Origin of the sequence: Methylohalobius crimeensis 10Ki, assembly GCF_000421465.1 — a bacterium.
GTDB lineage: Bacteria > Pseudomonadota > Gammaproteobacteria > Methylococcales > Methylothermaceae > Methylohalobius > Methylohalobius crimeensis.
This window is the reverse complement of sequence record NZ_ATXB01000001.1, coordinates 1,904,978-1,926,001: the sequence shown is the minus strand read 5'-3', so window position 1 is coordinate 1,926,001 and position 21,024 is coordinate 1,904,978. Positions and strand designations below refer to the sequence as shown.

The following is a 21,024-nucleotide window of genomic DNA, read 5'->3' as shown; positions in this document are numbered from 1 at the left end:
TTGGCGTGCGAGCATGCTTTTTGGTTGGCCCTGATCCAGGGTCTGACCGAGTTTCTTCCCATCTCCAGTTCGGCCCATCTGATTCTGGTGCCGGTGTTTTTGGATTGGGCGGACCAGGGCTTGGCGTTCGACGTGGCGGTTCACGTGGGGACTCTGCTGGCGGTGGTGACTTATTTTCGCCACGACTTGGGACGCATCCTGAAGGATTGGTTCAAATCCTTGTTTTTCGCTTCGGACACGCTTGAAGCGGCGGAACAACGCATGAACCCCAACGCGGTTTTGGGTTGGGGTGTCTTGATCGGCACCGTGCCGGTGGGGGTGGCGGGCCTTTTGGCCAAGGATTGGGTAGAGACCTTTCTCCGTTCCCCCTTGGTGATCGCTACGGCCACCGTTGTTTTCGGTCTCCTGCTGTGGTTGGCCCAGGCGCTGGCGCCCGAGCGCCGAGGACTCGATCGATTGACTTGGCGAGACGCCGTGGTGATCGGCCTGTTTCAGGCGGCGGCGCTGATTCCGGGCACTTCCCGCTCGGGCATCACCCTGACCGGCGGCTTGCTGCTGGGATTGGATCGCGTGGCGGCGGCACGCTTCTCCTTCCTGCTGTCCATTCCGGTGATTTTCCTGGCGGGCGGTTTGAAAACCCTCGATTTGATCCAGGGAGCCGAAGCCGTGGATTGGTACGTGCTGGGCTTGGGCGTGGCCGTGTCGGGATTGAGCGCTTATGGCTGCATCGGCTGGTTTTTGGGCTTATTGGAACGCGTCGGGATGCTTCCCTTCGTGTTATATCGCTTGGTACTCGGAGGTGTCTTGTTTTATTTCTTTTGGTTTTGAGCAAATAGCACGTACAGGGCGCCGGTGCCGCCGTGGCTGGGCTTGGCCGAACAGAAGGCGATCACCTGGGGGAATCCAGGCAGTGACTGGTTGAGGAAATTTTTTAAAACGGGTTGGAAATTGTCCGAACGCCAACCCTTGCCGTGAATGATCAGGGCGCAGCGGACCCGCCGCCAACGGCACTCGATCAGGAAATCCTCCAATAAAGCTCGGGCATGGGTGCGGGTTTGACCGTGCAGATCCAGCTCCGCTTGGGGCGGGAAATTGCCTTGGCGCAGTTTTTTGAGCAGACGCTGATCGTGACCCTGACGCAAGTAGCTGATCGTTTCGCCGAAGCCGACTTCTCCCACCTCGACCGTTTCCTCGGCGAGCCTTTGGACGGATCGGGCGATTCTTCGGCGCCGAGGAGCGGACGCTCGGCCCTGATCGGAGGATAGGGGCCGGATTCCGGCGACGGCGCGGCGGAACAAGTCCTTGTCTTTGTCGTCGATACTCATGATCCGATAATTTTGATGCCGAAACGCCCCAGAAGGTCTATAAGCTGAATCAAAGGCAATCCGATCAGCGCGTTGGGATCGTCGCCTTCAATCCGCCGGAATAGGCTGATGCCCAGTCCTTCGGCCTTGAATGCGCCGACGCAGTCGTAAGGCTGTTCGCGGCGGATATAGTCTTCGATCGCCTCCTTGGACAAGCTTCGAAAATGCACTTTGCACACGTCCGCGGCGCTCAGTTGGCGGCCGGTGCGGGCGTTCAGGAGGCTGACGCCGCTATAGAAACACATGCTCCGACCGGAGGCTGCCTCCAGTTGCGCTACCGCGGCTTCGTAACCGCCGGGCTTGGTCAATTTTCGCCCGCCCAGCAGCGCCACCTGATCCGAGCCGATGATCAGATGTTGCGGGAATGCTTCCGCCACCGCCTTTGCCTTGGCCGCCGCCAGGCGCATCGCCAGATGGTCCGGGGATTCGTTGAAAAAAGGGGTTTCGTCGATCTCCGGCGCCGCGGTGACGAACGGCAATTGCAGCTTTTCCAGCAAGCCGCGCCGGTAAGGGGAACCGGAGGCGAGAACGAGTGGGGGTGTCTCCATAGCCGCGATTACGAGTTGATGGTAAAAGAAAATCTCACATTATTTTGACAGGTTTTGCCAATAACCGATATTATTTCTCAATTATGCCGACGCATCTACCTGATTTGATCGATCCCCTCGTCTGCGCGGACCAGGGGTGGCGGTGCCGGGGAAAGTTGCCGTTGAGGTGCTTGAGCCGGCTGAGGGACATGATCTTGAATCTGGATGACGCGGTGGATGTGGATTTGAGTTTTGCCCGGGAAGGGCGCACGGCGGTCATCACCGGTCGGGTGTCCGCCGATCTGGAAGTGATTTGCCAGCGTTGTCTGGAACCTTTGTGGATCGAAGTTCGCAGCTCGGTCAATTTGGGGGTGGTGACTTCCATAGACGAAGGCGATCTGCTTCCGGAGCCTTACGAACCGTTGCTGTTGACGGAGGCCCGAATTCCGTTCGGGGACATCGTCGAGGACGAATTGATTCTGGCGATCCCTCCCATACCGCGGCATGCCGATTGTGAACCGGCCGCGTTTAAGACCGGTGACGCGACGGAAAAGGCATCCGAGCGTCGCAACCCGTTTGCGGAATTGGAAAAGTTGAAGACGGACAATTCTTGAGACATTAAGGAGCTATTCATCATGGCGGTACAACAAAACCGAAGAACTCGTGCTACGCGCGGTAAGCGTCGCGCCCACGATGCATTGAAGAAACCGACCCTTTCCCAGGATCCCTTGACCGGCGAAACCCACCGGCGTCACCATGTGAGCCCGGACGGTTACTACCGTGGTCAGCACGTAATCGAAGTCAAACAGGAAGAAGAATTCGAGGAAGAGTAAGTTTCTTTTCCGAGCTTAATTTCTTTCCAGACCAGAAAAACCCCATGTTTAACATAAGTGCAGGCTTGAATCATGCCTAGTCGGACACCCGTAGTCGCATTGGATGCGATGGGTGGTGATTACGGTCCGGAAGTCACGGTTCCAGCAGCATTGGACTGCCTCCAAGAATTTCCCGGTTTGCGGTTGATCTTGGTGGGACAGCAAGATGCGATCACGGAGGAGTTGCAACGCCACGATCACGCCGCCCGGGAGCGATTGGTGATTCGCCACGCCTCCCAGGTGGTCAGCATGGACGATTTGCCATCCAAGGCATTGCGCAACAAGCGCGATTCTTCCATGCGGGTCACCTTGAATCTGGTGCGCGACGGCGAGGCCGATGCGTGTGTCAGCGCCGGCAACACCGGCGCCCTAATGGCCACGGCGCGCTTCGTCCTCAAGACCATCCCGGGGATCGACCGGCCGGCGATCATCGTGTCTTTGCCTGCCCTACACGGTCATACCCATATCTTGGACATGGGGGCGAACGTGGGTTGCAGCGCCGAGCATCTATACCAATTTGCGGTGATGGGCCACGAATTGGTGCGCGCGCTGGAAAATGTGGAAGCCCCCAAGGTAGGGGTGCTCAACATCGGCGAGGAAGAAATCAAAGGCAACGAGCAGGTCAAACAGGCGGCCAAGCTGTTGAGCGATTCCTATCTGAATTTCATCGGCTATATCGAAGGCGACGATATCTTCATGGGAGATGTGGACATCGTGGTCACCGACGGATTCGTGGGGAATGTGGCGCTGAAAACGGTCGAGGGATTGGCGCGGCTTTTGGGCCAAACGCTCAAGGATGGATTCCGCAGCAATCTTTACACCAAAATAGTGGGGTTGATGGCCTTGCCGGTACTCAAATCCTTCAAGCGGCGCTTCGACCCGCGCCGTTATAATGGGGCGTCCTTGCTGGGGCTTCAAGGGATCGTGATCAAAAGCCACGGCAACGCCGATCGTTATGCTTTTGCCAATGCCATACGCATGGCGCTCCTGGAGATCGATAAAGCGGTGCCCCAGCGGATCGGGGAGCGGGTTTCCACTATTTTCGCGAATCACGGGGACGAATCCGCCGCCTCCAAATCGCCCTCGGTCCGGATAAGTAACGCATGAGCCGATATTATTCCCACATTGCCGGAACCGGCGGCTATTTGCCCGAATCGGTGCGCACCAATGACGATATCGCCCAAATAGTGGATACCTCCAACGCTTGGATTCTGGAGCGCACCGGGATTCGGGAACGGCGTATCGCGGCGCCGGAAGAGACCGCTTCGAGCATGGGGGAAATCGCGGCTCGTCAAGCGATCGAAGCGGCCGGCTGGGATCCGGAGGAAGTGGATTTGATCATCATGGCGACCAGTACGCCGGATCGAATTTTCCCCAGCGCCGCTTGCATGTTGCAGCAGCGGCTCGGCATTCGGAGCCAGTGTGGCGCATTCGACATCCAGGCGGCTTGTTCGGGGTTCGTCTATTCCCTCAGCATCGCCGACCAGTTTATCCGCGCCGGCACCTCCAGGCGGGTGCTGGTGGTGGGAAGCGAGATCAATTCCCGCTTGGTGGATTGGAGCGATCGCGCCACCTGTATTTTATTCGGCGACGGCGCCGGCGCCATCGCTTTGGAGCCTTCCAGCGAGCCGGGCATCCTCTCCACGCATATCCACGGCGACGGTCGCTATCAGGATCTGCTTTATTTGCCCAATCCGGATGCGGGCATCCACGGCGAGTTTCCTTACGTGAAAATGCAGGGTAACGAAGTCTTCAAGATCGCCGTCAATACCTTGGGGCGGATCGTCGACGAAACCCTGATGGCCAACGGCCTGGACAAGTCCCAGGTGGATTGGCTGGTTCCCCACCAGGCCAACATTCGCATCATTGCGGCGACGGCTCGCAAACTGGGGATGTCCATGGAGCGGGTGGTGGTCACCATCGAGAAGCAAGGCAATACTTCTTCCGCTTCCGTTCCGTTGGCGCTGCACGAAGCGATCCAGGACGGTCGCATTCGCCGCGGTCAAGTGCTTTTGATGGAAGCATTCGGGGGCGGCTTTACCTGGGGATCGGCATTGATACGGTATTAATCGATGGTTGAAGGTGATATGCATTCGAATCTGGTGTTCGTATTTCCCGGGCAGGGGTCGCAGTCCCTCGGGATGTTGGCGGAATTGGCGCAAACGTTCCCGCAGGTGGAGGCAACTTTCGCCGAAGCCTCCCGGGCGCTCGGCTGGGATTTGTGGCAATTGGTGCAGGAGGGGCCGGAGGATCGGCTCAACCAGACCGCCAATACCCAGCCGGCTCTGTTGGCGGCGGGGGTGGCCGTTTGGCGGGTTTGGTCCGAGCGCACATCGGTGCGGCCGGCATGGATGGCCGGGCACAGCTTGGGAGAATACACGGCTTTGGTTTGTGCCGGCGCCTTGGATTTCGCCGACGCGGTTCGTCTGGTGGCCGAACGCGGTCGTTTGATGCAAAGTGCGGTGCCGGAAGGAAAGGGCGCCATGGCGGCGGTTCTGGGGCTGGAGGATCACATCGTGGTGCGCTTATGCCGGGAACATGCCTCTGCGGGGGTGGTGTCGGCGGCCAACTTCAACGCCCCGGGGCAGGTGGTGATCGCCGGCGAAGCGGAGGCCGTGGCCGAGGTATGCGAGGCGGCTAAACAGGCCGGTGCCAAACGGGCGTTGAAGTTGGCGGTGAGTGTGCCTTCCCATTCTGACCTAATGCGCCCGGCCGCCGCCGAATTCTCGCGCTTATTGGAGCAGACGTCGGTGCAAATGCCCGAGGTGACCGTCGTCCACAACGTTGACGTGGGCACCCACGCCGCCCCCGAGGTGATTCGGGCGCTGCTCGCGGAACAATTGTATTCCCCCGTGCGCTGGAGCGACACGATCCGTTTTCTGCGCGATCAAGGGGTGCAGGAGTTCGTCGAATGCGGCCCGGGCAAGATATTGACCGGGCTCAATAAGCGCATTGTTCCGGAGTGCATCGCACTACCGGTTCACGATCCGAAAACATTGGCGAACGCATTGGAGGCATTGGAATGAAAGCGGAGAAAGTCGCCCTGGTCACCGGCGCCAGTCGGGGAATCGGCCGGGCCATCGCGATGCAGTTGGCTCACGAGGGGTGGACGGTCGTCGGGACCGCCACTTCGCAAAGCGGCGCCGACAACATCACTGCAGCCCTTGCGGAAAGCGGCGCTTCGGGCAGGGGAATGGTATTGGACGTAACCGACGCCGATCAAGTCCAGGCGGTGGTGGAGGCGACCGGCGAAGCATTCGGTCCGCCGGTGGCATTGGTCAATAACGCCGGCATTACCCGCGATAATTTGGTCATGCGGATGAAGGAGGAGGAGTGGCTGTCCATCCTCGATACCAACCTGACTGCTGTCTATCGGCTGTCCAAGGCTTGCCTGCGCGGCATGATGAAGGCGCGCTGGGGGCGGATCGTCAACATCGGTTCGGTGGTCGGAGCGACCGGCAATCCCGGCCAGGCCAATTATGCCGCCGCCAAGGCGGGCATGGCCGGATTCACCAAATCCCTGGCCAAGGAGGTCGGTTCCCGGGGCATTACGGCCAATCTGGTCGCGCCGGGGTTCATCGATACCGATATGACCCGAGAGCTGCCGGAAAAGCAGCGTGAGGCCCTGTTGCAAGCAATCGCCGTGGGGCGATTGGGAGATGCCGAGGAAATCGCCCACGCGGTGGTTTTCCTCTGCTCGGACAAAGCGGCTTATATTACGGGAGAAACCCTGCATGTGAACGGCGGCATGTATATGCCGTAAAAAGTTTGTGTTTGGGGAGGGCGGCCATTAAAATGCCCGCCCTGGTATAAAACATAACTTTACCGAGGTAATAAGAAAATCATGAGTGACGTGGCAGAACGCGTAAAGAAAATTGTGGCTGAGCAATTGGGCGTCAAGGAGGAGGTATCCAACGACGCTTCGTTCGTTGATGATTTGGGCGCCGATTCGCTGGATACCGTGGAATTGGTGATGGCCCTGGAGGAGGAATTCGACTGCGAAATCCCCGACGAAGAAGCCGAGAAAATCACCACCGTTCAGGAAGCGGTCGATTACATCGAAAGCAACCTGAACAAATGATTCCATCCCGCAGGGTCATCCATGCCTTGCGGGCTTTTGTTTTTTTGTATTTGGTCAGGTAAGCGAGTTGAACGAAAGACGGGTTGTCATCACCGGGTTGGGTATTGTCTGCCCTGTGGGAAACACGATTGCCGACGCATGGCGGAATATTCTCGCCGGTAACAACTGCGGAATCGGTCCGATCGAATACTTCGACGTGAGCGGGTTTTCCACCCGTTTCGGCGGGACGGTAAAGGACTTCGACATAACGGATTACATGACGGCCAAGGAGGCCAAAAAAATGGATCCTTTCATCCATTACGGCATCGCCGCCGCGTGTCAGGCGTTCGACGATGGGAACTTGGAAATCACCGAGGAAAGCGCCGAATGGATGGGCGTGGCGATCGGCGCCGGAATCGGCGGCATCACCGGCATCGAAAACGGTCACTCCGCATTTTTGCAGGGGGGGCCGCGGCGGATTTCCCCGTTCTTCGTCCCCGCCAATATCATCAACATGATTTCCGGCAATTTCTCCGTGATGAAGGGGCTTAAAGGGCCCAACTTCGCCGTCGTTTCCGCTTGCGCCACCTCCAACCATAACATCGGCGAGGCGGCCCGTATCATCCGCACCGGCGACGCCGATGTCATGATTGCGGGGGGAGCCGAATATCCCATTTCGCCCACGGGGCTCGGCGGTTTCGCCGCCGCCCGCGCGCTGTCGAGGCGCAACGACGATCCCCGGCGGGCGAGCCGTCCCTGGGACAAGGATCGGGATGGGTTCGTGCTGTCCGAGGGCGCCGGGGTGGTGGTGTTGGAATCCCTGGAGCATGCCCAAAAACGGGGGGCGCCCATTTACGCCGAATTGATCGGGTACGCGGCCAGCGCGGACGCCTATCACATGACCCAACCTCCGGAACAGGGGGACGGGGCGGCATTGTGCATGCGTCGTGCCTTGCGCTCGGCGAAGATCGATCCGCAGCAGGTGGATTACATCAACGCCCACGGGACCTCCACGCCGGCCGGGGATTTGGCCGAGACGCGGGCGGTCAAAAAGGTCTTCGGAGAAGCCGCCCATCGGATTCCGGTCAGTTCCACCAAGTCCATGACCGGCCATTTGCTGGGCGCCGCAGGCGGGATCGAAGCGATTTTCACCGCGCTGGCCATTCGCGATCGGGTGGTTCCTCCGACCATCAATCTGGACGAGCCGGATCCGGAATGCGATTTGGATTACGTTCCCCATACGGCTCGGGAAATGGATATCGATATCGCCATTTCCAACTCCTTCGGCTTCGGCGGCACCAATTCCACTTTGATCTTCAAACGGTTTAGCGACTGACCTCGCGCCGCATTGTGGGGCGCCGGCTATCTATGACCTCGTCTGTATGGATCAACGGTCGACCGCATCGTTGGGTGGATGCGGCCGATCGAGGATTTCAGTACGGAGACGGTCTGTTTGAGACCTTCCGAATTCACCGGGGCGTGCCCTTGTTCTGGCAGCGCCACATGGATCGTCTCCGCCGCGGATGCGAACGTTTGGACCTGCCTTTTCCCTCTTCCGAGTTGCTTCGCCGCGAAGCCGATACAGCTTGCATGGGGTTGCCCGAGGGCGTGTTAAAGTTTCAGTTGACCCGCGGCTCCGGCGGGCGCGGATATACGCCGCCGCAGGAAACGCAGCCGACTCGAGTATGGCGCCTCCACCCCCTGCCCGACGGGCTGGAAGAACTCCGGAAGCGGGGGGCCAGAGTGCGTTTGTGCCATACCCGCCTCGGCATCAATCCGGCGTTGGCCGGAATCAAACACTGCAATCGTCTGGAACAAGTCTTGGCGCGGAAGGAATGGAACGATCCTTCCGTCTACGAGGGATTGATGTGCGACGGCGAAGGTTTTCTGGTCGAAGGGACGCTAAGCAATGTTTTTTGGCGCCGCTCGGGCGTTCTCATTACCCCGCGGGTGGATCGTTGCGGGGTGGCCGGGGTGGTTCGGGCATGGGTGCTGGATCGAGCCCGGCAATGGAATGCGGCGGTGAAAGAAGTGCGGGCGCGGCCCGAGGTCTTGGCGGAGGCGGAGGAAGTCTTTTTGACTAACAGCGTCATCGGTGTCATTCCGGTGGTGGCGGGTGTAGATCGGCCGGTTCGGGGCAGTTGGCCGGTGGGATCGTTCACCGCTCGTCTGATGTCGGATTGGAAGCGGTGTCTGGTGCAAGAGGAAATCGTATGAAAACGCTTCTGGTGGGATTGATCGTGATCGTGGTGGCGGTGCTCGGCGCCGCCGGCTGGGGCGTGTCTGAATATCGCAGCGCTTTGAAAAAGCCGCTGGCCAATACCGAGACGGTCGTGTTCGAAATCCATAAAGGCGAATCGCTCAAATCGGTGGCGCAACGTTTCGAGGCCCAAGGGTTGCTGGAGGAAAAGTTGTGGTTATACCTCCTGGCTCTCCAGCAAGGGGTGTCGGGCGACATCAAAGCCGGAGAATACGAGATCCAACCGGGCACCACCCTCAAGGGATTGCTGGATCTGTTGGTTTCGGGCAAAGTCAAGCAGCACAAGCTCACCCTCATCGAAGGATGGACGGTCAAGGAAATGCTGACCGCTATGCGTTCCACGCCGGCGCTCCAAACGACTCTCGAGGGAATCGGCGAGGAAAATCTGCTGGCTGAATTGGGTTTGCCTCCGGGTCATCCGGAAGGACGTTTTTTTCCCGACACTTATTTTTTCGTTCGCGGGACCACCGATCGCAAGATATTGCGCCGGGCTTATCGGCGCATGGAGCAAGTGCTGGACGAAGAATGGGAGCGGCGGGCGCCCGAACTGCCCTTGAAAACCCCCACCGAAGCTTTGATCCTGGCCTCCATCGTGGAGAAAGAAACCGCGCTCCGCGACGAGCAGGCTAAAATTGCAGGCGTATTCATTCGCCGCCTGCAAAAAGCCATGTTGCTGCAATCCGACCCGACCATCATTTACGGCATGGGAGATGCTTTCGATGGAGATATCCGTTACCGGGACTTGCGCGCCGATACGCCCTACAATACTTATGTCCGGTCGGGTTTGCCGCCCACGCCCATTGCGCTGCCGGGACGCGATTCCATTCACGCCGTCCTCCACCCGGAAGACGGCGACGAACTCTATTTCGTGGCCAAAGGAGACGGCAGTCACGTGTTTTCCGCCACCTTGAAGGCCCATAACCGGGCGGTGGCCCGTTATCAAAAGCACCCATGAAACGGCGAGGCCGTTTCATCACTCTGGAAGGCGGGGAAGGCGTCGGCAAGACCACCAACCTGGACTCTATTCGTTCCTTTCTCGAAGGCGTCGGGATCGAGGTGGTGACGACCCGGGAACCGGGCGGGGTGCCCATCGGCGAGCGCTTGCGGGAACTGATTGTCACCGAAAAGAGTTTGCTTCCGGAAGCGGAGCTACTGCTTTTGTTCGCCGGCCGGGTGCATCACGTCCACGAGCTGATCTTGCCGGCCCTGGCCCAGGGCAAATGGGTGGTGAGCGATCGTTTCGTCGATGCCAGTTTCGCCTATCAGGGCGGGGGCCGGGGAATGCCCTGGCAGCGCATCGAGTACCTGGAGGAATGGCTGCTAAAAGAGTGCAAACCGGATTTGACCTTGCTTTTGGATGCGCCGGTGGAGGTGGGTCTCGAGCGTGCCCGGGCGCGGGGGGAAGTGAATCGATTCGAGGATGAGGCCCTGGCATTCATGCAGCGCGTGCGGCGCACCTATTTGTCCTTGGGCCAGCGATATCCGGATAGGATCAAGCGCATCGACGTTACCCAATCCCTTCCCCGGGTCCAACGGGAAATCATGCATTATCTGCAACCCTTGGTGGACGCGTGGCGGGAATAGATTCGATCAGTTCTCAAAATACCGAGCTTCCTTGGCAGACGGGGTGGTGGCGGGAGTTGGAATCCTATCGCGGCCAAGGCCGCTTGCCTCACGCTCTGTTGGTGAGCGGACCGGCTGGTGTGGGCAAGTATCATCTAGTGCGCCGCTTCGCCCGTCACCTTCTGTGTGAGCATCAATCCGCCTGCGGCGCTTGTGCCGCGTGTCGAAGGGTGGCGGCCGAGACCCACCCCGATTGGCTGGAAGTGGCGCCGGAGGCGGGCAAGGAACTCACCATCGACAAAATCCGCGATCTGATCGCCGCCTTGGCGCTGAAACCCCATTATCGTCCGGGCCGGACGGTGATTATCCAATTCAGCGACCGGATGAACGCGGCGGCCGCCAACGCTTTTCTCAAGACCCTCGAGGAACCGCCGCCGGACACGGTGATTTTTTTGCTCAGCGAATTTCCCTCGCGTCTGCCGGCGACGATCCGCAGTCGTTGTCAACAGTTGAAATTGGCGGCTCCGCCTTCGGCCTTATCCCGACCGTGGCTGGCATCGCAAGGGTTCGGCGAGGAAGCGGCCGAGTTGGCGTTGGCGCTCAACGGCGGTGCCCCGCTGGCGGCACTCGAGTGGCTGCAAGGCGAAGGGCCGGCCAAACGGCGCGAATTCCTGAAAACCTGGGTCCGCTTGCTCGAGAAGCAGGGGGATCCCGTGGTGCTGGCTCAGAAGTGGGGGGATGAATCGCTGGAACAGGTGGTGACCTGGTTGTTGGCGATCATCGCGGATTTGGTGCGGCTTTCCATGGCGTTGGGAGGGCGGTTGTCGAATCCCGATCAGCGGGATTTGTTGCAGGATCAGGCGAAGGGACTAAACTTAAAGCGACTGTTCAAATTCTGGCGCTATTTGTTGGAGGTGCGGGAAGCGCTCAATACCCACCTCAACAAGCAATTGCAGTTGGAAACGTTGTTTCTGGAAATCCCGGCACTCAAGGCATGACTCAATCGAAAGGCTCCGGAGAAGAGAACAAGGCGAAACAGGGGATTTTGTCCTTGACCATCAAGGATAAAAACGCGCTGTATGCCGCCTATATGCCGTTCGTCCGCAATGGCGGCTTGTTTATTCCCACCACCCGGAATTACGAGATCGGCGACGAGGTATTTATGCTCCTCAGTTTGCTGGACGAGCCTGAACGGATTCCGGTGGCGGGTCGGATCGTCTGGGTGACGCCGAAAGGCGCGGAAGGCTATCGCGCGGCGGGCGTGGGGGTGCAATTCAGCGTGGAGGATCAGGGAAAAACCCGGGACAAGATCGAAACCCATCTGGCCGGCATGTTGCAAACCGAGCGGCCGACGCATACCATGTGACGATTCTTGACTCCTGAAAAATTCTCTCATGTTGATCGATTCGCACTGTCATTTGGATCGGCTCGATTTGAAGCCGTACGATAAGGATTTCGACCGATTTATGGATCATGCCCGGGAGGAGAGGATCGCCCACATGCTGTGTCCGGGCATCAATCTGGAAACCTATCCCCGGGTACGGGCCTTGGCCGAGTCCTATCCGGACGAGATTTCCGCCGCCGTCGGCGTCCATCCCAACGACTGCAAGGGAATGGAAATTTCCACCGAACAGCTCTTGGCATACGGCCGGGAAGAACGGGTGGTGGCCATCGGCGAAACCGGCTTGGATTATTTCCGCAGCGAGGGCGAACTGGATTGGCAGCGGGCCCGTTTCCGGCAGCACATTCAGGTGGCCAAGGCCTTGGGTAAACCGCTGATCGTTCATAGCCGGGCGGCCAAGGAGGACACCTTAAAAATCTGGGCCGAGGAGGGGGCGGCGGAAATCGGCGGCGTGCTGCACTGCTTTGCCGAGGATTGGGACATGGCCCAGCGTGCTCTGGAGATGAATCTGTACATTTCCTTCTCCGGCATCGTGACCTTCAAAAATGCCCCCGAGATTCAAGAAGTGGCGGCCAAGGTTCCCGAGGACCGATTTCTGATCGAAACCGACTCGCCTTATCTGGCGCCGGTGCCTTTTCGCGGTAAACCCAATTATCCCATCTACGTTCGCCATGTGGCGGAGAAGGTGGCGGAACTGCGCGGCGTTTCTTTCGAACGGGTGGCGGAGGTCAGCGCCCGTAATTTCTACGATTTGTTCACCCTGGCGGCGGTCCCTGCTTAACCGTTGCCAGCGCTCGATCCAGTTCTTCGAGAGTATTGTAGAAATGGGGCGAGAAACGGATTCCTCCGCCCCTCATGGCGCAGACGATGCCTTCCTGGCGAAGGTGTCGAAAGAGAGATTCCAGATCCCCGCTCGGGGGTCGGAAAGTAATGATGCCGGCGTGGCGATCCGGCGGGGTCAGCAGCATCAACTCGTCATCCCCCTGGATCCGCTCGATGAGATATTCCGCACCCGCCAACACTTGCTGCTCCACCGATTCCATGCCGATTTCCAGCAAAAGCGAAAGGCTCGCCTCCAGGGCGTGAATGCCCAATTGGTTGGGGCTGCCGCATTCGAAACGGCGGGCGCTGCGGGCGATTTCCCAATCGGGCCGGTCGTAGTCGCCGGCGTGTTCCACCATGTGCCAGCCGTATTGGGTCAGATGCAAGCGGTCGCGCGCTGTCGGCGTGGTATAGAAAACCCCGATGCCCTCCGGACCCAGCAGCCACTTATGCCCGTCGGCCATAACGAAATCCGCCTGCCACGCCTGAACGTCGGCGCGTAATGCTCCCAGGCTTTGGATGGCGTCCACGCAGAACAGGGTGCCGTTTTGGCGGCAAAATTCGCCGATTCGCTTCAAATCCATGCGCCTGCCGCTGGCGTATTGCACCGAACTGACGGTGAGCAGACGGGTGCGACGGTCCACCAGGGAAAACAGCGCTTCCTCCGGGTTCGAGGCCCGGCTCAAATCCGCCTGGCGCAGAGTCACCTCCCGAGCGCGGAGCGATTCCCAGGGAATTCGATTAGAGGGGAATTCCTCGTTGCTGGTGACGACGTTGTCGCCGGCTTGCCAGTCCAGGCCGTAGGCGACGAAAGAAAGCGCCTCGGAGGTGTTTTTGACCAGGGCGATGTCGTCGGGGGAAGGGGCGTTCAACAGGGCCTGGAAATGCCGGCGCAGACGCCGTTCGGTTTCCTGCCATTGGGGGTAATGGGCGGCGCCGAAGCGGGCGTTTTCCTCGGCGAAACGCATTACGGCATCTTGGGTCCGGCGGGGCCAGGGCGCCACCGCGGCGTGGTTGAGGTAAATCAGGTCCGAACTCAGCGAAAATTCGGGATGGCTCATGTTTTCGCACCTCGGCCGGGACGGCGGTGGTTTTTGGTGCGCCAGGGGCGGGTGGCGAGGAAGAACGCCAGCACCAGGGTGAACAGCAGCCAATCGCGTCCGATCAAAATCAAGGCGGTCCAATCGTAATCCCCGTAAGGAACGCGTAAATCCTGATACAAATCGCCGATCAAAATGACCATCAGCACCAAGGGGACGAAGCCTTTGATCAAAATATCCCAGATCCCCCCCAATTGAACGCTGGAGATGCGGTTGATGTGGTCGCGCAGCATGGGCAGGTCGAACAGCCAGCCGATCACCAGGCATTCCAAGATGCCGACGGTGACCAAGCCGTAATGGGTGATGAAATGATCGACGATGTCCAGCCACAACATGCCGGCGCGGGTGGTGAACATCATCGAGCCGACAAAACCCAGGACGCAAACCCCCGTCACCAGGGGTTGGCGCCGGACTCCGAATTTGTCCACGATCGCCGATACGAAGGCTTCGGTGATCGACACCGAGGACGACAGGCCCGCCACCACCAGGCACAGGAAAAACACCGCCCCGAACAGATTGCCCCCCGGCATCATGCTGATCGCCTTGGGATAAGCCACGAACGCCAGGCCGATACTTTGGCTGATCACATCGGCCAGGGGTTTGTTTTCGGCGGTGGCCATGAAACCCAGGACCGAAAAGACGGCGATCCCGGCGAACAAGGAGAAGCCGCAGTTGATGCACGCGGTCAACAGGGCGCTGCCGGTGATATTGGCCTTATCCGGCAGGTAGCTGGCATAGGTGATCATGACCCCGAAGGCCAGACTGAGGGTGAAAAAGATCTGGCTGTAGGCGTCGATCCAGACTTTGGGGTTGGTGAGCTTGGAAAAATCCGGGGTGACATAGGCCTTGAGGCCGGTCCAGGCCCCTTCCAGGCTGAGGGACCAGAAAACCAGGACGGCGATTAAAACCATCAGAGTGGGCATCAAGATCTTGTTGGCCAATTCGATGCCTCGCTGCACTCCGCCGTAGACCACCCCCCAGTTGATGAACCAAATCACCGCCAAGCCCATTAGAACGGGGGTACGGATTTCCCCCAAATCGGCGGGGGAATCGGAGACGGCCAAAAATTTCTGAAAGAAGAATTGGTCGGGATCGGCGCCCCATTCCAGCCCGAAGGAGTAGAAGAAATAAGCCAGGCACCAGGCGATGATCACCGTGTAATAGAGTACGATTCCGAACATCACGAAACACACCGGCCACCAGCCGACCCATTCCCAGCGCCGGCTGATTTTGGCGTAGGCCAGGGGCGCCGAGCCGATGCGCTCGTGACCAATGGCGTATTCCAGGATGAGGAGAGGGATGCCGGCGGTCAGGAGGGCGGTCAAATAGGGGATCATGAACGCGCCGCCGCCGTGTTCGTAGGCAAGGTAGCTGAAACGCCAAATGTTTCCCAAGCCGATGGCGGAACCCACCGCGGCCATCAGAAACCCCACTTCACTTTTCCACTGTTCACGGGCCATATTGTTTTCCGTTATAAGCGCCGATGAAGGGAACTCTACGTGAAAATCCCGCGTCGGATCAAGCGCATGTTGTCCCCCCTTTCATTGACTTGATGAATGGGTGAGCGTAATTTTGAATTGTCCCAATCCGAATAGGTGACGACCATGTCCGAGTTTTTCGAGGCTTTCAACGCCTATGCCATGACCCATGCCGAAGTCATCAACCTCATGCATACCCTTTTCTGGGTCAAGTGGTGGATTTTACTCCTGATCGTCTTTTGGTTCTGCTACAAAATGCAGCAGCCGGTGGCGGAGAAAAAGCGGGAGGAGCGAAAAGAGGCGCGCAAACGGCGTTTCATCGCTTGAAATTCCCTTTATTCGTCCCTATGTATATAGACGGCCGGGGCCACGCCAGTGGCCCCTCGTCGTTTATCGGATGAACAGATTAGGGAACGGAAAAGCATGAACGAGACAGTCCAGTCCAAACAGACCGTCGGTTTTCAGACGGAAATCACTCAGCTGTTGAAGCTGATGATTCACTCCTTATACAGCAATAAGGAGATTTTTTTGCGCGAACTGATTTCCAACGCCGCCGATGCGGCCGAAAAGCTGCGCTTCCAAGCCTTGTCGGATGAGTCCTTGTTGGAAGGCGACTCCGAATTGAAAATTCGGGTCGATTACGATCCCGAAGCCCGCACGGTGACGGTGCGCGATAACGGGGTCGGGATGACCCGTCAGGAAGTGATGGAAAACATCGGCACCATCGCCCGCTCCGGAACCCGCCGTTTCTTCGAATCCCTGACCGGGGACGAAGCCAAGGACAGCCAATTGATCGGCCAATTCGGGGTGGGTTTTTATTCCAGCTTCATCGTCGCCGACCGGGTGACTTTGGAGACCCGCAAGGCGGGCGTGCCGGCGGAAGAGGGGGTGCGCTGGGAATCGGCGGGAGAAGGGGACTATACCATCGAATCCGTCACCCAACCCGAACGGGGGACGGCGGTGACCCTGCATCTGCGTCCGGACGAAGACGAGTTTCTCCAAGGGTTTAGATTGCAGGAGATCGTCAAGAAATTCTCCGATCACATCCCCCTGCCCATCGTGATGCGAAAAGAAGGACCGGAAGGCTCCAAGGAGGAAGCGGAAGAAGTGGTCAATCGGGCTTCGGCCTTGTGGACCCGATCCCGGGAAGACATTTCCGCCGAGGATTACGAGGCGTTCTACAAACACGTCGCCCACGACTTCGAAGCGCCATTGGCTTATCTGCATAGTCGGGTGGAGGGAACCACCGAATACACCTTGTTGTTGTATCTTCCCCGCCGAGCACCCTTCGATCTGTGGGATCGCGAGCCGCGCCACGGCGTGAAGCTGTATGTGCGCCGGGTATTCATCATGGAAGATCCCAAATTACTGCCCCGGTATCTGCGTTTCGTGCGCGGGGTGATCGATTCCGACAGCTTGCCTCTCAACGTATCCCGGGAAATCCTGCAGGAAAACCGCACCTTGGACCGGATTCGCGCCGGGGCGGTGAAGAAGGTCCTGGGGCAGTTGGAGGATCTGGCCAAGAACGATGCGGAAAAATACCAAACCTTCTGGGCGGCGTTCGGACCGGTGCTCAAGGAGGGGGTGATCGAAGATTCGAAGAACCGCGATCGGGTCGCCAAGCTGCTGCGTTTTGCTTCCACCGGGGACGATTCCGAGGGCCAGAATGTTTCCCTTCAGGATTATGTGGCGCGGATGCAGGAAGGCCAGGAGAAAATCTATTATCTGGTAGCCGATAGTTATCAAGCCGCCAAGAACAGCCCCCATTTGGAGATTCTCAAGCAGAAGGGCATCGAAGTGCTGCTGCTTTGGGACCCGGTGGACGAATGGCTGGTGGGACATTTGTCGGAGTTCGAGGGCACGCCGCTTCAGTCGGTGGCGCAAGGGGATTTGGACCTGGGCAAGCTGGCCGACGAGGGCGAAGACAAGGCTCACGAACTGGTGGAACAGGGGTTCGCCGACACCCTCGCCAAGATCAAGCAAGTCTTCGGCGACAAGGTGGCGGATGTGAAACTCAGCCGCCGATTGACCGATTCTCCCGCCTGCCTGGTGTTGGAGGACAACGCCCTCAGCCGGCGCATGGAAAGCATCCTCAAGGCGTCGGGACAGCCGGTTTTCTCCGCCAGCAAGCCGGTGTTCGAGCTCAACCCCAAACATCCCCTGGTCAAGCGATTGCAGGATGCGCCCGAGCAACAGCGTTTCGAGGATTTGGCTTGGCTCCTCTACGATCAGGCGGTGCTGGCCGAAGGCGGGCAGCTGGAGGACCCCGCTTCCTTCGTCGGCCGCTTCAACCGGTTGTTGCAAGATACCTTGACCGCCGCTAAGTGATTGCCGCGGGGGATCAAACCGAGCGATAATTCGAGCCGGGTCGTCAAGGCCCGGCCATTATAATTTGAACTCCATCGAGGAGGTGACTACGATGTTGAAACTGCAACCCAATGTGGGAAGCAAGGATCGTATGATCCGGATTATCGCCGGGGTAGCCATCGTTGCCGTAGGCCTGTACTTTAAAAGTTGGTGGGGGGCGATCGGGCTCCTTCCCATCGCCACGGCGGTGTTGCGTTGGTGTCCCGGCTATGCGCCGTTGCACATCAACACTTGTGAAGCCGAAGAATCCCAAGGCCCGGAAAAGTAGGCGACTGACGAAAAAGCGCTTTAGTATGTTTGTTGGAGGCCAAGGAGGGCCTGCCACTCAATGACTCAATGCATTTTACCTCTCATGGGATTGGCCTGGGTGGGGTACGATTAACTAAGAGCCACATAGGAACCCGAGATGCCAGACGATCTATCCAAACAAAAAAACGATGTGAGCGCTTCTCCCTTGCGTAAACTCTTGTGGATCCTCGCCATATTGATTCTATTGGCAGTCGCGGGCGTCATTTTGTGGCGTTCCTACCAGGCGCAACAGGCTTCCATCATGAGTGAGGAGGAAGCCCCTCAAACGTCCCCGGCGGAAACGACCGGGCCGATTCAACCCGGCGTTTCCGAACCCGTCTCTCCCTCCGAAGAAGCGGCTCGGGAGGGGCCTTCGGAAGAGTTCGTGCCCAGGGAAGACACCACGGTCGAATTGCCGCCTGCGCCGGAGTCCCAGGCCGAAAGCGACCCCTGGTTGCGGGAGCAGTTGCCGCTTGCCAACCCCTATCCCCTTTTCATGGACTGGCTGAATGAAACCTCCGATCTATTGCGCAAATGGGTGGTTTTGGTCAGCGAGGTCGCCCAAGGTCGGGTGCCGCGTAAACTCTTTCCGTTTTGGGCCCCGCAGACGCCGTTTGCGGTGCAAGAAACCGAGGAAGGCTACGTGATCGATCCGGCCGGTTACCACCGTTACGACGAACTCGCCCAAGCAGTGGACGGTTGGGACATCGATTTGGCCTGGCGCATGTACCAGCATCTCAAACCCCTGATCGATCAGGTCTATGCCCAGATCGGCCGGCCCGACACGAAATTCGACGATGTGCTGCTGTCGGCGATCGAGCATCTACTGCAGACGCCGCAACCGCGGGGAGAGATAGGCCTGGTCAAACCGGCGGTGATGTACAAATACGCCGATCCGAAGCTGGAGGCCTTGAGCGACGCCCAAAAACAATTGCTGCGGATGGGGCCGGTCAACGCCACCATGATCAAGCATAAGCTGGGGCTGGTGCGGGGAAAACTTCTGAAGAACGAGTGAGAAAATAATCCTCTGAGGAGACTCAATATGCTAGGCGGGCTTCTTGCGATTTTGGTGGCGATCTGGTTTTACCGCTCGGCGGATCGGGTCGGTCATCCGGAACCCTTTAAATGGGGCGCCATCGGAGCGGCCGTCTACTATGTGGCGATGTTCCTTTGGCGCTGGTTTGCCAATACCGGATTCATGGAGACGCTTCACCACAGCAGCGTGACGATGGGGATGCTCGTCCATTATGCCGGGGTCGCGATCGGTTTGCTGGCAGCTTGGTGGCTACGCAAGTACCATCTGCTGCGTCTTTGGAGCGAGGAAAAAACCGATTGATGCATTCCGCCCTTGACTATAAGCGTTGGTTTTTTACACTTGAGGTCGGTTAGACGTTGCCTCAATGCGGGAGGATTCTCGAGCAAGTCATACTGCGCCGAGACTGAACGCCGCAGGAATGCTTTATTTGTCCCGGGCGCAATGTTAAAGTAGCTATTTCCGAGTACGGTGCAGGGTAATTACTTCCTGTGAATAATAACCAAAGGAGATATCTAATGAAACACGAACTGCCGGCATTGCCCTATGCGATGGATGCCTTGGAACCTTACATTTCCAAGGAAACTTTGGAATACCATTACGGCAAGCACCACAACACCTATGTCACCAACCTGAATAATCTGGTTCCGGGGACGGAATTCGAAAACCTGTCCTTGGAAGACATCATCCGCAAGGCTTCCGGACCGATTTTCAATAACGCCGCTCAGGTTTGGAACCACACCTTCTATTGGAACGGCCTTTCGCCCAACGGCGGCGGAGCGCCTCAGGGGGCGATCGCCGATGCGATCAATCGGGATTTCGGTTCCTTCGACGCCTTCAAGGAAGCCTTTTCCAAAGCCGCGGCGACTCTGTTCGGTTCCGGTTGGGCGTGGCTGGTGAAAAACGCCGACGGCAAGCTGGAAATCGTCCAGGCCAGCAACGCCGGCAATCCCATGACCGACGGTAAAACTCCGCTTCTGACCTGCGACGTCTGGGAACACGCCTATTACATCGATTATCGCAACGCCCGGCCCAAATACGTGGAGAATTTCTGGAATTTGGTGAACTGGGAGTTTGCCAACCAGAATTTGGCCAGCTGATCCGTCCTACGGAATTTGGGTCAAACGAGACGCCTTCAAGGGAAACCTTGGAGGCGTTTTTATTCGATATAGGAGGAAAAACATATGCCCACAGTCTTGGTGACCGGCGCCAATCGCGGCATCGGATTGGAGTTCGTCCGCCAATATCTCCAAGCGGGCTGGCGGGTGCTGGCTTGCTGTCGACGGCCCCGGGAAGCCCGCGATCTGCAAGCCTTGACGAACCGCTTCGATGCGCTGTATATCCATCCACTGGATATAAGCGATTTCGAGCGGATCGATCAATTGGCGGCGGATTTGCGCGCCGAACCGATCGATCTTCTGATCAATAACGCCGGCATCTACGGCGATGAGCGCGGGCGGGGATTCGGCAAGCTGGATCATCGAAAATGGCAGGAAGTCTTTCGAGTCAACGTGCAAGGGACGGTGAAAATGTGCGAGGCCTTCTTGCCGCACGTGGTGGCAAGCGATCGAAAGTTGATGGTTGCATTGAGCAGCAAGATGGGAAGTATCGCCGACAATTCCAGCGGCGGATCGATTCTCTATCGTTCCAGCAAGGCGGCCCTGAATATGGCGATGAAAAGCATCAGCATCGATCTGCGTCCCCAAGGCGTCGGGGTGCTGATCTTCCATCCCGGCTGGGTGGAAACCGACATGGGCGGTCCCAATGCCCTGATCTCACCGGAAGAGAGCGTTCGAGGCATGAATCGGCAAATCGAGGGCTTCACCCTGGAAGATTCCGGCCGTTTTGTGGACTACAGCGGCAAAAACGTGCCTTGGTGAGTTGCAAT

26 protein-coding genes are annotated in these 21,024 nt (G+C 58.4%); 22 read left to right on the top strand and 4 right to left on the bottom strand.

Annotated elements, in window-relative coordinates; translation table 11 throughout:
* Entirely contained in the window at nucleotides 1–828 is an 828-nt protein-coding gene (locus H035_RS0109665) for an undecaprenyl-diphosphate phosphatase (protein WP_022948777.1), read from the top strand.
* Here the strand turns inward: H035_RS0109665 and H035_RS0109660 are convergent.
* Together H035_RS0109660 and H035_RS0109655 are read right to left on the bottom strand one after the other, a co-directional pair.
* Nucleotides 810–1,325 carry a Smr/MutS family protein gene (locus tag H035_RS0109660; RefSeq protein ID WP_022948776.1) on the bottom strand — a complete coding sequence of 172 codons (516 nt, stop codon included), beginning with the start codon at nucleotides 1,323–1,325 and terminating at the stop codon, nucleotides 810–812. The two genes, H035_RS0109665 and H035_RS0109660, sit on opposite strands and share 19 nt — an antisense overlap.
* Nucleotides 1,322–1,912, bottom strand: coding sequence for a Maf family protein (locus tag H035_RS0109655; protein ID WP_022948775.1), 591 nt, complete (start codon nucleotides 1,910–1,912; stop codon nucleotides 1,322–1,324). The genes H035_RS0109660 and H035_RS0109655 overlap by 4 nt, the downstream gene beginning before the upstream one ends.
* Before the next feature lie 83 nt (nucleotides 1,913–1,995).
* Between H035_RS0109655 and H035_RS0109650 the strand changes: the two genes are divergently transcribed.
* From H035_RS0109650 to H035_RS0109585, 14 genes are all read left to right on the top strand, one after another.
* Nucleotides 1,996–2,505 (top strand): YceD family protein, encoded by a 510-nt coding sequence (locus H035_RS0109650; RefSeq protein WP_022948774.1) that lies wholly within the window; start codon nucleotides 1,996–1,998, stop codon nucleotides 2,503–2,505.
* 21 nt (nucleotides 2,506–2,526) lie between these two features.
* Nucleotides 2,527–2,724 carry a 50S ribosomal protein L32 gene (gene rpmF, locus H035_RS0109645; protein ID WP_022948773.1) on the top strand — a complete coding sequence of 66 codons (198 nt, stop codon included), beginning with the start codon at nucleotides 2,527–2,529 and terminating at the stop codon, nucleotides 2,722–2,724.
* 72 nt (nucleotides 2,725–2,796) lie between these two features.
* Entirely contained in the window at nucleotides 2,797–3,870 is a 1,074-nt protein-coding gene (plsX, locus tag H035_RS19070) for a phosphate acyltransferase PlsX (RefSeq protein WP_022948772.1), read from the top strand.
* Complete coding sequence (locus H035_RS0109635; RefSeq protein ID WP_022948771.1) at nucleotides 3,867–4,832, top strand: beta-ketoacyl-ACP synthase III; 966 nt, start codon at nucleotides 3,867–3,869, stop codon at nucleotides 4,830–4,832. Before plsX ends, H035_RS0109635 begins: the two co-directional genes overlap by 4 nt.
* 18 nt (nucleotides 4,833–4,850) lie before the next feature.
* Nucleotides 4,851–5,789: an ACP S-malonyltransferase gene (gene fabD / locus H035_RS0109630; protein ID WP_022948770.1), complete on the top strand. Its 939-nt coding sequence runs from the start codon at nucleotides 4,851–4,853 to the stop codon at nucleotides 5,787–5,789.
* Nucleotides 5,786–6,526, top strand: coding sequence for a 3-oxoacyl-ACP reductase FabG (gene fabG / locus H035_RS0109625; RefSeq protein ID WP_022948769.1), 741 nt, complete (start codon nucleotides 5,786–5,788; stop codon nucleotides 6,524–6,526). Before fabD ends, fabG begins: the two co-directional genes overlap by 4 nt.
* Before the next feature lie 81 nt (nucleotides 6,527–6,607).
* Nucleotides 6,608–6,844, top strand: coding sequence for an acyl carrier protein (gene acpP / locus H035_RS0109620; protein ID WP_022948768.1), 237 nt, complete (start codon nucleotides 6,608–6,610; stop codon nucleotides 6,842–6,844).
* Between the two features lie 67 nt (nucleotides 6,845–6,911).
* Nucleotides 6,912–8,159, top strand: coding sequence for a beta-ketoacyl-ACP synthase II (gene fabF / locus H035_RS0109615; RefSeq protein ID WP_026596467.1), 1,248 nt, complete (start codon nucleotides 6,912–6,914; stop codon nucleotides 8,157–8,159).
* A 32-nt stretch (nucleotides 8,160–8,191) separates the two neighbouring features.
* Nucleotides 8,192–9,040 carry an aminodeoxychorismate lyase gene (gene pabC / locus H035_RS0109610; RefSeq protein ID WP_022948766.1) on the top strand — a complete coding sequence of 283 codons (849 nt, stop codon included), beginning with the start codon at nucleotides 8,192–8,194 and terminating at the stop codon, nucleotides 9,038–9,040.
* Nucleotides 9,037–10,038: an endolytic transglycosylase MltG gene (gene mltG, locus H035_RS0109605; protein WP_022948765.1), complete on the top strand. Its 1,002-nt coding sequence runs from the start codon at nucleotides 9,037–9,039 to the stop codon at nucleotides 10,036–10,038. Before pabC ends, mltG begins: the two co-directional genes overlap by 4 nt.
* Nucleotides 10,035–10,667, top strand: coding sequence for a dTMP kinase (gene tmk, locus H035_RS0109600; RefSeq protein WP_022948764.1), 633 nt, complete (start codon nucleotides 10,035–10,037; stop codon nucleotides 10,665–10,667). Before mltG ends, tmk begins: the two co-directional genes overlap by 4 nt.
* On the top strand, nucleotides 10,655–11,644 hold the full coding sequence (gene holB / locus H035_RS0109595) for a DNA polymerase III subunit delta' (RefSeq protein WP_022948763.1): 990 nt from the start codon (nucleotides 10,655–10,657) through the stop codon (nucleotides 11,642–11,644). The genes tmk and holB overlap by 13 nt, the downstream gene beginning before the upstream one ends.
* Nucleotides 11,641–12,012: a PilZ domain-containing protein gene (locus H035_RS0109590; RefSeq protein ID WP_022948762.1), complete on the top strand. Its 372-nt coding sequence runs from the start codon at nucleotides 11,641–11,643 to the stop codon at nucleotides 12,010–12,012. The genes holB and H035_RS0109590 overlap by 4 nt, the downstream gene beginning before the upstream one ends.
* A gap of 28 nt (nucleotides 12,013–12,040) precedes the next feature.
* Nucleotides 12,041–12,829: a TatD family hydrolase gene (locus H035_RS0109585; RefSeq protein WP_022948761.1), complete on the top strand. Its 789-nt coding sequence runs from the start codon at nucleotides 12,041–12,043 to the stop codon at nucleotides 12,827–12,829.
* Here H035_RS0109585 and H035_RS0109580 read toward each other — a convergent pair.
* Entirely contained in the window at nucleotides 12,804–13,931 is a 1,128-nt protein-coding gene (locus H035_RS0109580; RefSeq protein ID WP_022948760.1) for an aminotransferase class V-fold PLP-dependent enzyme, read from the bottom strand. The two genes, H035_RS0109585 and H035_RS0109580, sit on opposite strands and share 26 nt — an antisense overlap.
* Nucleotides 13,928–15,430 carry a sodium-dependent transporter gene (locus tag H035_RS0109575; protein WP_022948759.1) on the bottom strand — a complete coding sequence of 501 codons (1,503 nt, stop codon included), beginning with the start codon at nucleotides 15,428–15,430 and terminating at the stop codon, nucleotides 13,928–13,930. Before H035_RS0109575 ends, H035_RS0109580 begins: the two co-directional genes overlap by 4 nt.
* Nucleotides 15,431–15,574: 144 nt before the next feature.
* Here H035_RS0109575 and H035_RS0109565 point away from each other — a divergent pair, with 144 nt between their 5' ends.
* The 7 genes from H035_RS0109565 to H035_RS0109535 all read left to right on the top strand — a co-directional run bounded on the left by H035_RS0109565 (nucleotide 15,575) and on the right by H035_RS0109535 (nucleotide 21,016).
* Nucleotides 15,575–15,775, top strand: a complete 201-nt coding sequence (locus H035_RS0109565) for a hypothetical protein (RefSeq protein ID WP_022948757.1) — start codon at nucleotides 15,575–15,577, stop codon at nucleotides 15,773–15,775.
* 96 nt (nucleotides 15,776–15,871) lie between these two features.
* Complete coding sequence (gene htpG, locus H035_RS0109560; RefSeq protein ID WP_022948756.1) at nucleotides 15,872–17,776, top strand: molecular chaperone HtpG; 1,905 nt, start codon at nucleotides 15,872–15,874, stop codon at nucleotides 17,774–17,776.
* A 91-nt stretch (nucleotides 17,777–17,867) separates the two neighbouring features.
* A complete protein-coding gene (locus H035_RS0109555) occupies nucleotides 17,868–18,083 on the top strand; it encodes a YgaP family membrane protein (RefSeq protein WP_022948755.1) in 216 nt (71 codons plus the stop codon).
* Between the two features lie 138 nt (nucleotides 18,084–18,221).
* Nucleotides 18,222–19,118, top strand: a complete 897-nt coding sequence (locus H035_RS19065; protein WP_022948754.1) for a DUF3014 domain-containing protein — start codon at nucleotides 18,222–18,224, stop codon at nucleotides 19,116–19,118.
* Nucleotides 19,119–19,145: 27 nt separating this feature from the next.
* A complete protein-coding gene (locus H035_RS0109545) occupies nucleotides 19,146–19,439 on the top strand; it encodes a hypothetical protein (protein WP_022948753.1) in 294 nt (97 codons plus the stop codon).
* 215 nt (nucleotides 19,440–19,654) lie between these two features.
* Nucleotides 19,655–20,236 carry a superoxide dismutase gene (locus H035_RS0109540; protein WP_022948752.1) on the top strand — a complete coding sequence of 194 codons (582 nt, stop codon included), beginning with the start codon at nucleotides 19,655–19,657 and terminating at the stop codon, nucleotides 20,234–20,236.
* 84 nt (nucleotides 20,237–20,320) lie between these two features.
* Entirely contained in the window at nucleotides 20,321–21,016 is a 696-nt protein-coding gene (locus H035_RS0109535) for an SDR family oxidoreductase (RefSeq protein ID WP_022948751.1), read from the top strand.
* The last annotated feature ends 8 nt before the right edge of the window (nucleotides 21,017–21,024 follow it).

What these genes read in the sequence shown, in the direction of transcription:
- plsX (WP_022948772.1), top strand. Translation starts at nt 2,797, where the DNA reads ATGCCTAGTCGGACACCCGTAGTCGCATTGGATGCGATGGGTGGTGAT.
- htpG (WP_022948756.1), top strand. Translation starts at nt 15,872, where the DNA reads ATGAACGAGACAGTCCAGTCCAAACAGACCGTCGGTTTTCAGACGGAA.
- H035_RS19065 (WP_022948754.1), top strand. Translation starts at nt 18,222, where the DNA reads ATGCCAGACGATCTATCCAAACAAAAAAACGATGTGAGCGCTTCTCCC.
- H035_RS0109650 (WP_022948774.1), top strand. Translation starts at nt 1,996, where the DNA reads ATGCCGACGCATCTACCTGATTTGATCGATCCCCTCGTCTGCGCGGAC.
- H035_RS0109590 (WP_022948762.1), top strand. Translation starts at nt 11,641, where the DNA reads ATGACTCAATCGAAAGGCTCCGGAGAAGAGAACAAGGCGAAACAGGGG.
- H035_RS0109545 (WP_022948753.1), top strand. Translation starts at nt 19,146, where the DNA reads ATGCTAGGCGGGCTTCTTGCGATTTTGGTGGCGATCTGGTTTTACCGC.
- H035_RS0109655 (WP_022948775.1), bottom strand. Translation starts at nt 1,912, where the DNA reads ATGGAGACACCCCCACTCGTTCTCGCCTCCGGTTCCCCTTACCGGCGC.
- H035_RS0109540 (WP_022948752.1), top strand. Translation starts at nt 19,655, where the DNA reads ATGAAACACGAACTGCCGGCATTGCCCTATGCGATGGATGCCTTGGAA.
- pabC (WP_022948766.1), top strand. Translation starts at nt 8,192, where the DNA reads ATGACCTCGTCTGTATGGATCAACGGTCGACCGCATCGTTGGGTGGAT.
- fabG (WP_022948769.1), top strand. Translation starts at nt 5,786, where the DNA reads ATGAAAGCGGAGAAAGTCGCCCTGGTCACCGGCGCCAGTCGGGGAATC.
- acpP (WP_022948768.1), top strand. Translation starts at nt 6,608, where the DNA reads ATGAGTGACGTGGCAGAACGCGTAAAGAAAATTGTGGCTGAGCAATTG.
- H035_RS0109585 (WP_022948761.1), top strand. Translation starts at nt 12,041, where the DNA reads ATGTTGATCGATTCGCACTGTCATTTGGATCGGCTCGATTTGAAGCCG.
- tmk (WP_022948764.1), top strand. Translation starts at nt 10,035, where the DNA reads ATGAAACGGCGAGGCCGTTTCATCACTCTGGAAGGCGGGGAAGGCGTC.
- rpmF (WP_022948773.1), top strand. Translation starts at nt 2,527, where the DNA reads ATGGCGGTACAACAAAACCGAAGAACTCGTGCTACGCGCGGTAAGCGT.
- H035_RS0109575 (WP_022948759.1), bottom strand. Translation starts at nt 15,430, where the DNA reads ATGGCCCGTGAACAGTGGAAAAGTGAAGTGGGGTTTCTGATGGCCGCG.
- fabD (WP_022948770.1), top strand. Translation starts at nt 4,851, where the DNA reads ATGCATTCGAATCTGGTGTTCGTATTTCCCGGGCAGGGGTCGCAGTCC.
- H035_RS0109565 (WP_022948757.1), top strand. Translation starts at nt 15,575, where the DNA reads ATGTCCGAGTTTTTCGAGGCTTTCAACGCCTATGCCATGACCCATGCC.
- H035_RS0109660 (WP_022948776.1), bottom strand. Translation starts at nt 1,325, where the DNA reads ATGAGTATCGACGACAAAGACAAGGACTTGTTCCGCCGCGCCGTCGCC.
- H035_RS0109535 (WP_022948751.1), top strand. Translation starts at nt 20,321, where the DNA reads ATGCCCACAGTCTTGGTGACCGGCGCCAATCGCGGCATCGGATTGGAG.
- H035_RS0109555 (WP_022948755.1), top strand. Translation starts at nt 17,868, where the DNA reads ATGTTGAAACTGCAACCCAATGTGGGAAGCAAGGATCGTATGATCCGG.
- mltG (WP_022948765.1), top strand. Translation starts at nt 9,037, where the DNA reads ATGAAAACGCTTCTGGTGGGATTGATCGTGATCGTGGTGGCGGTGCTC.
- H035_RS0109580 (WP_022948760.1), bottom strand. Translation starts at nt 13,931, where the DNA reads ATGAGCCATCCCGAATTTTCGCTGAGTTCGGACCTGATTTACCTCAAC.
- H035_RS0109635 (WP_022948771.1), top strand. Translation starts at nt 3,867, where the DNA reads ATGAGCCGATATTATTCCCACATTGCCGGAACCGGCGGCTATTTGCCC.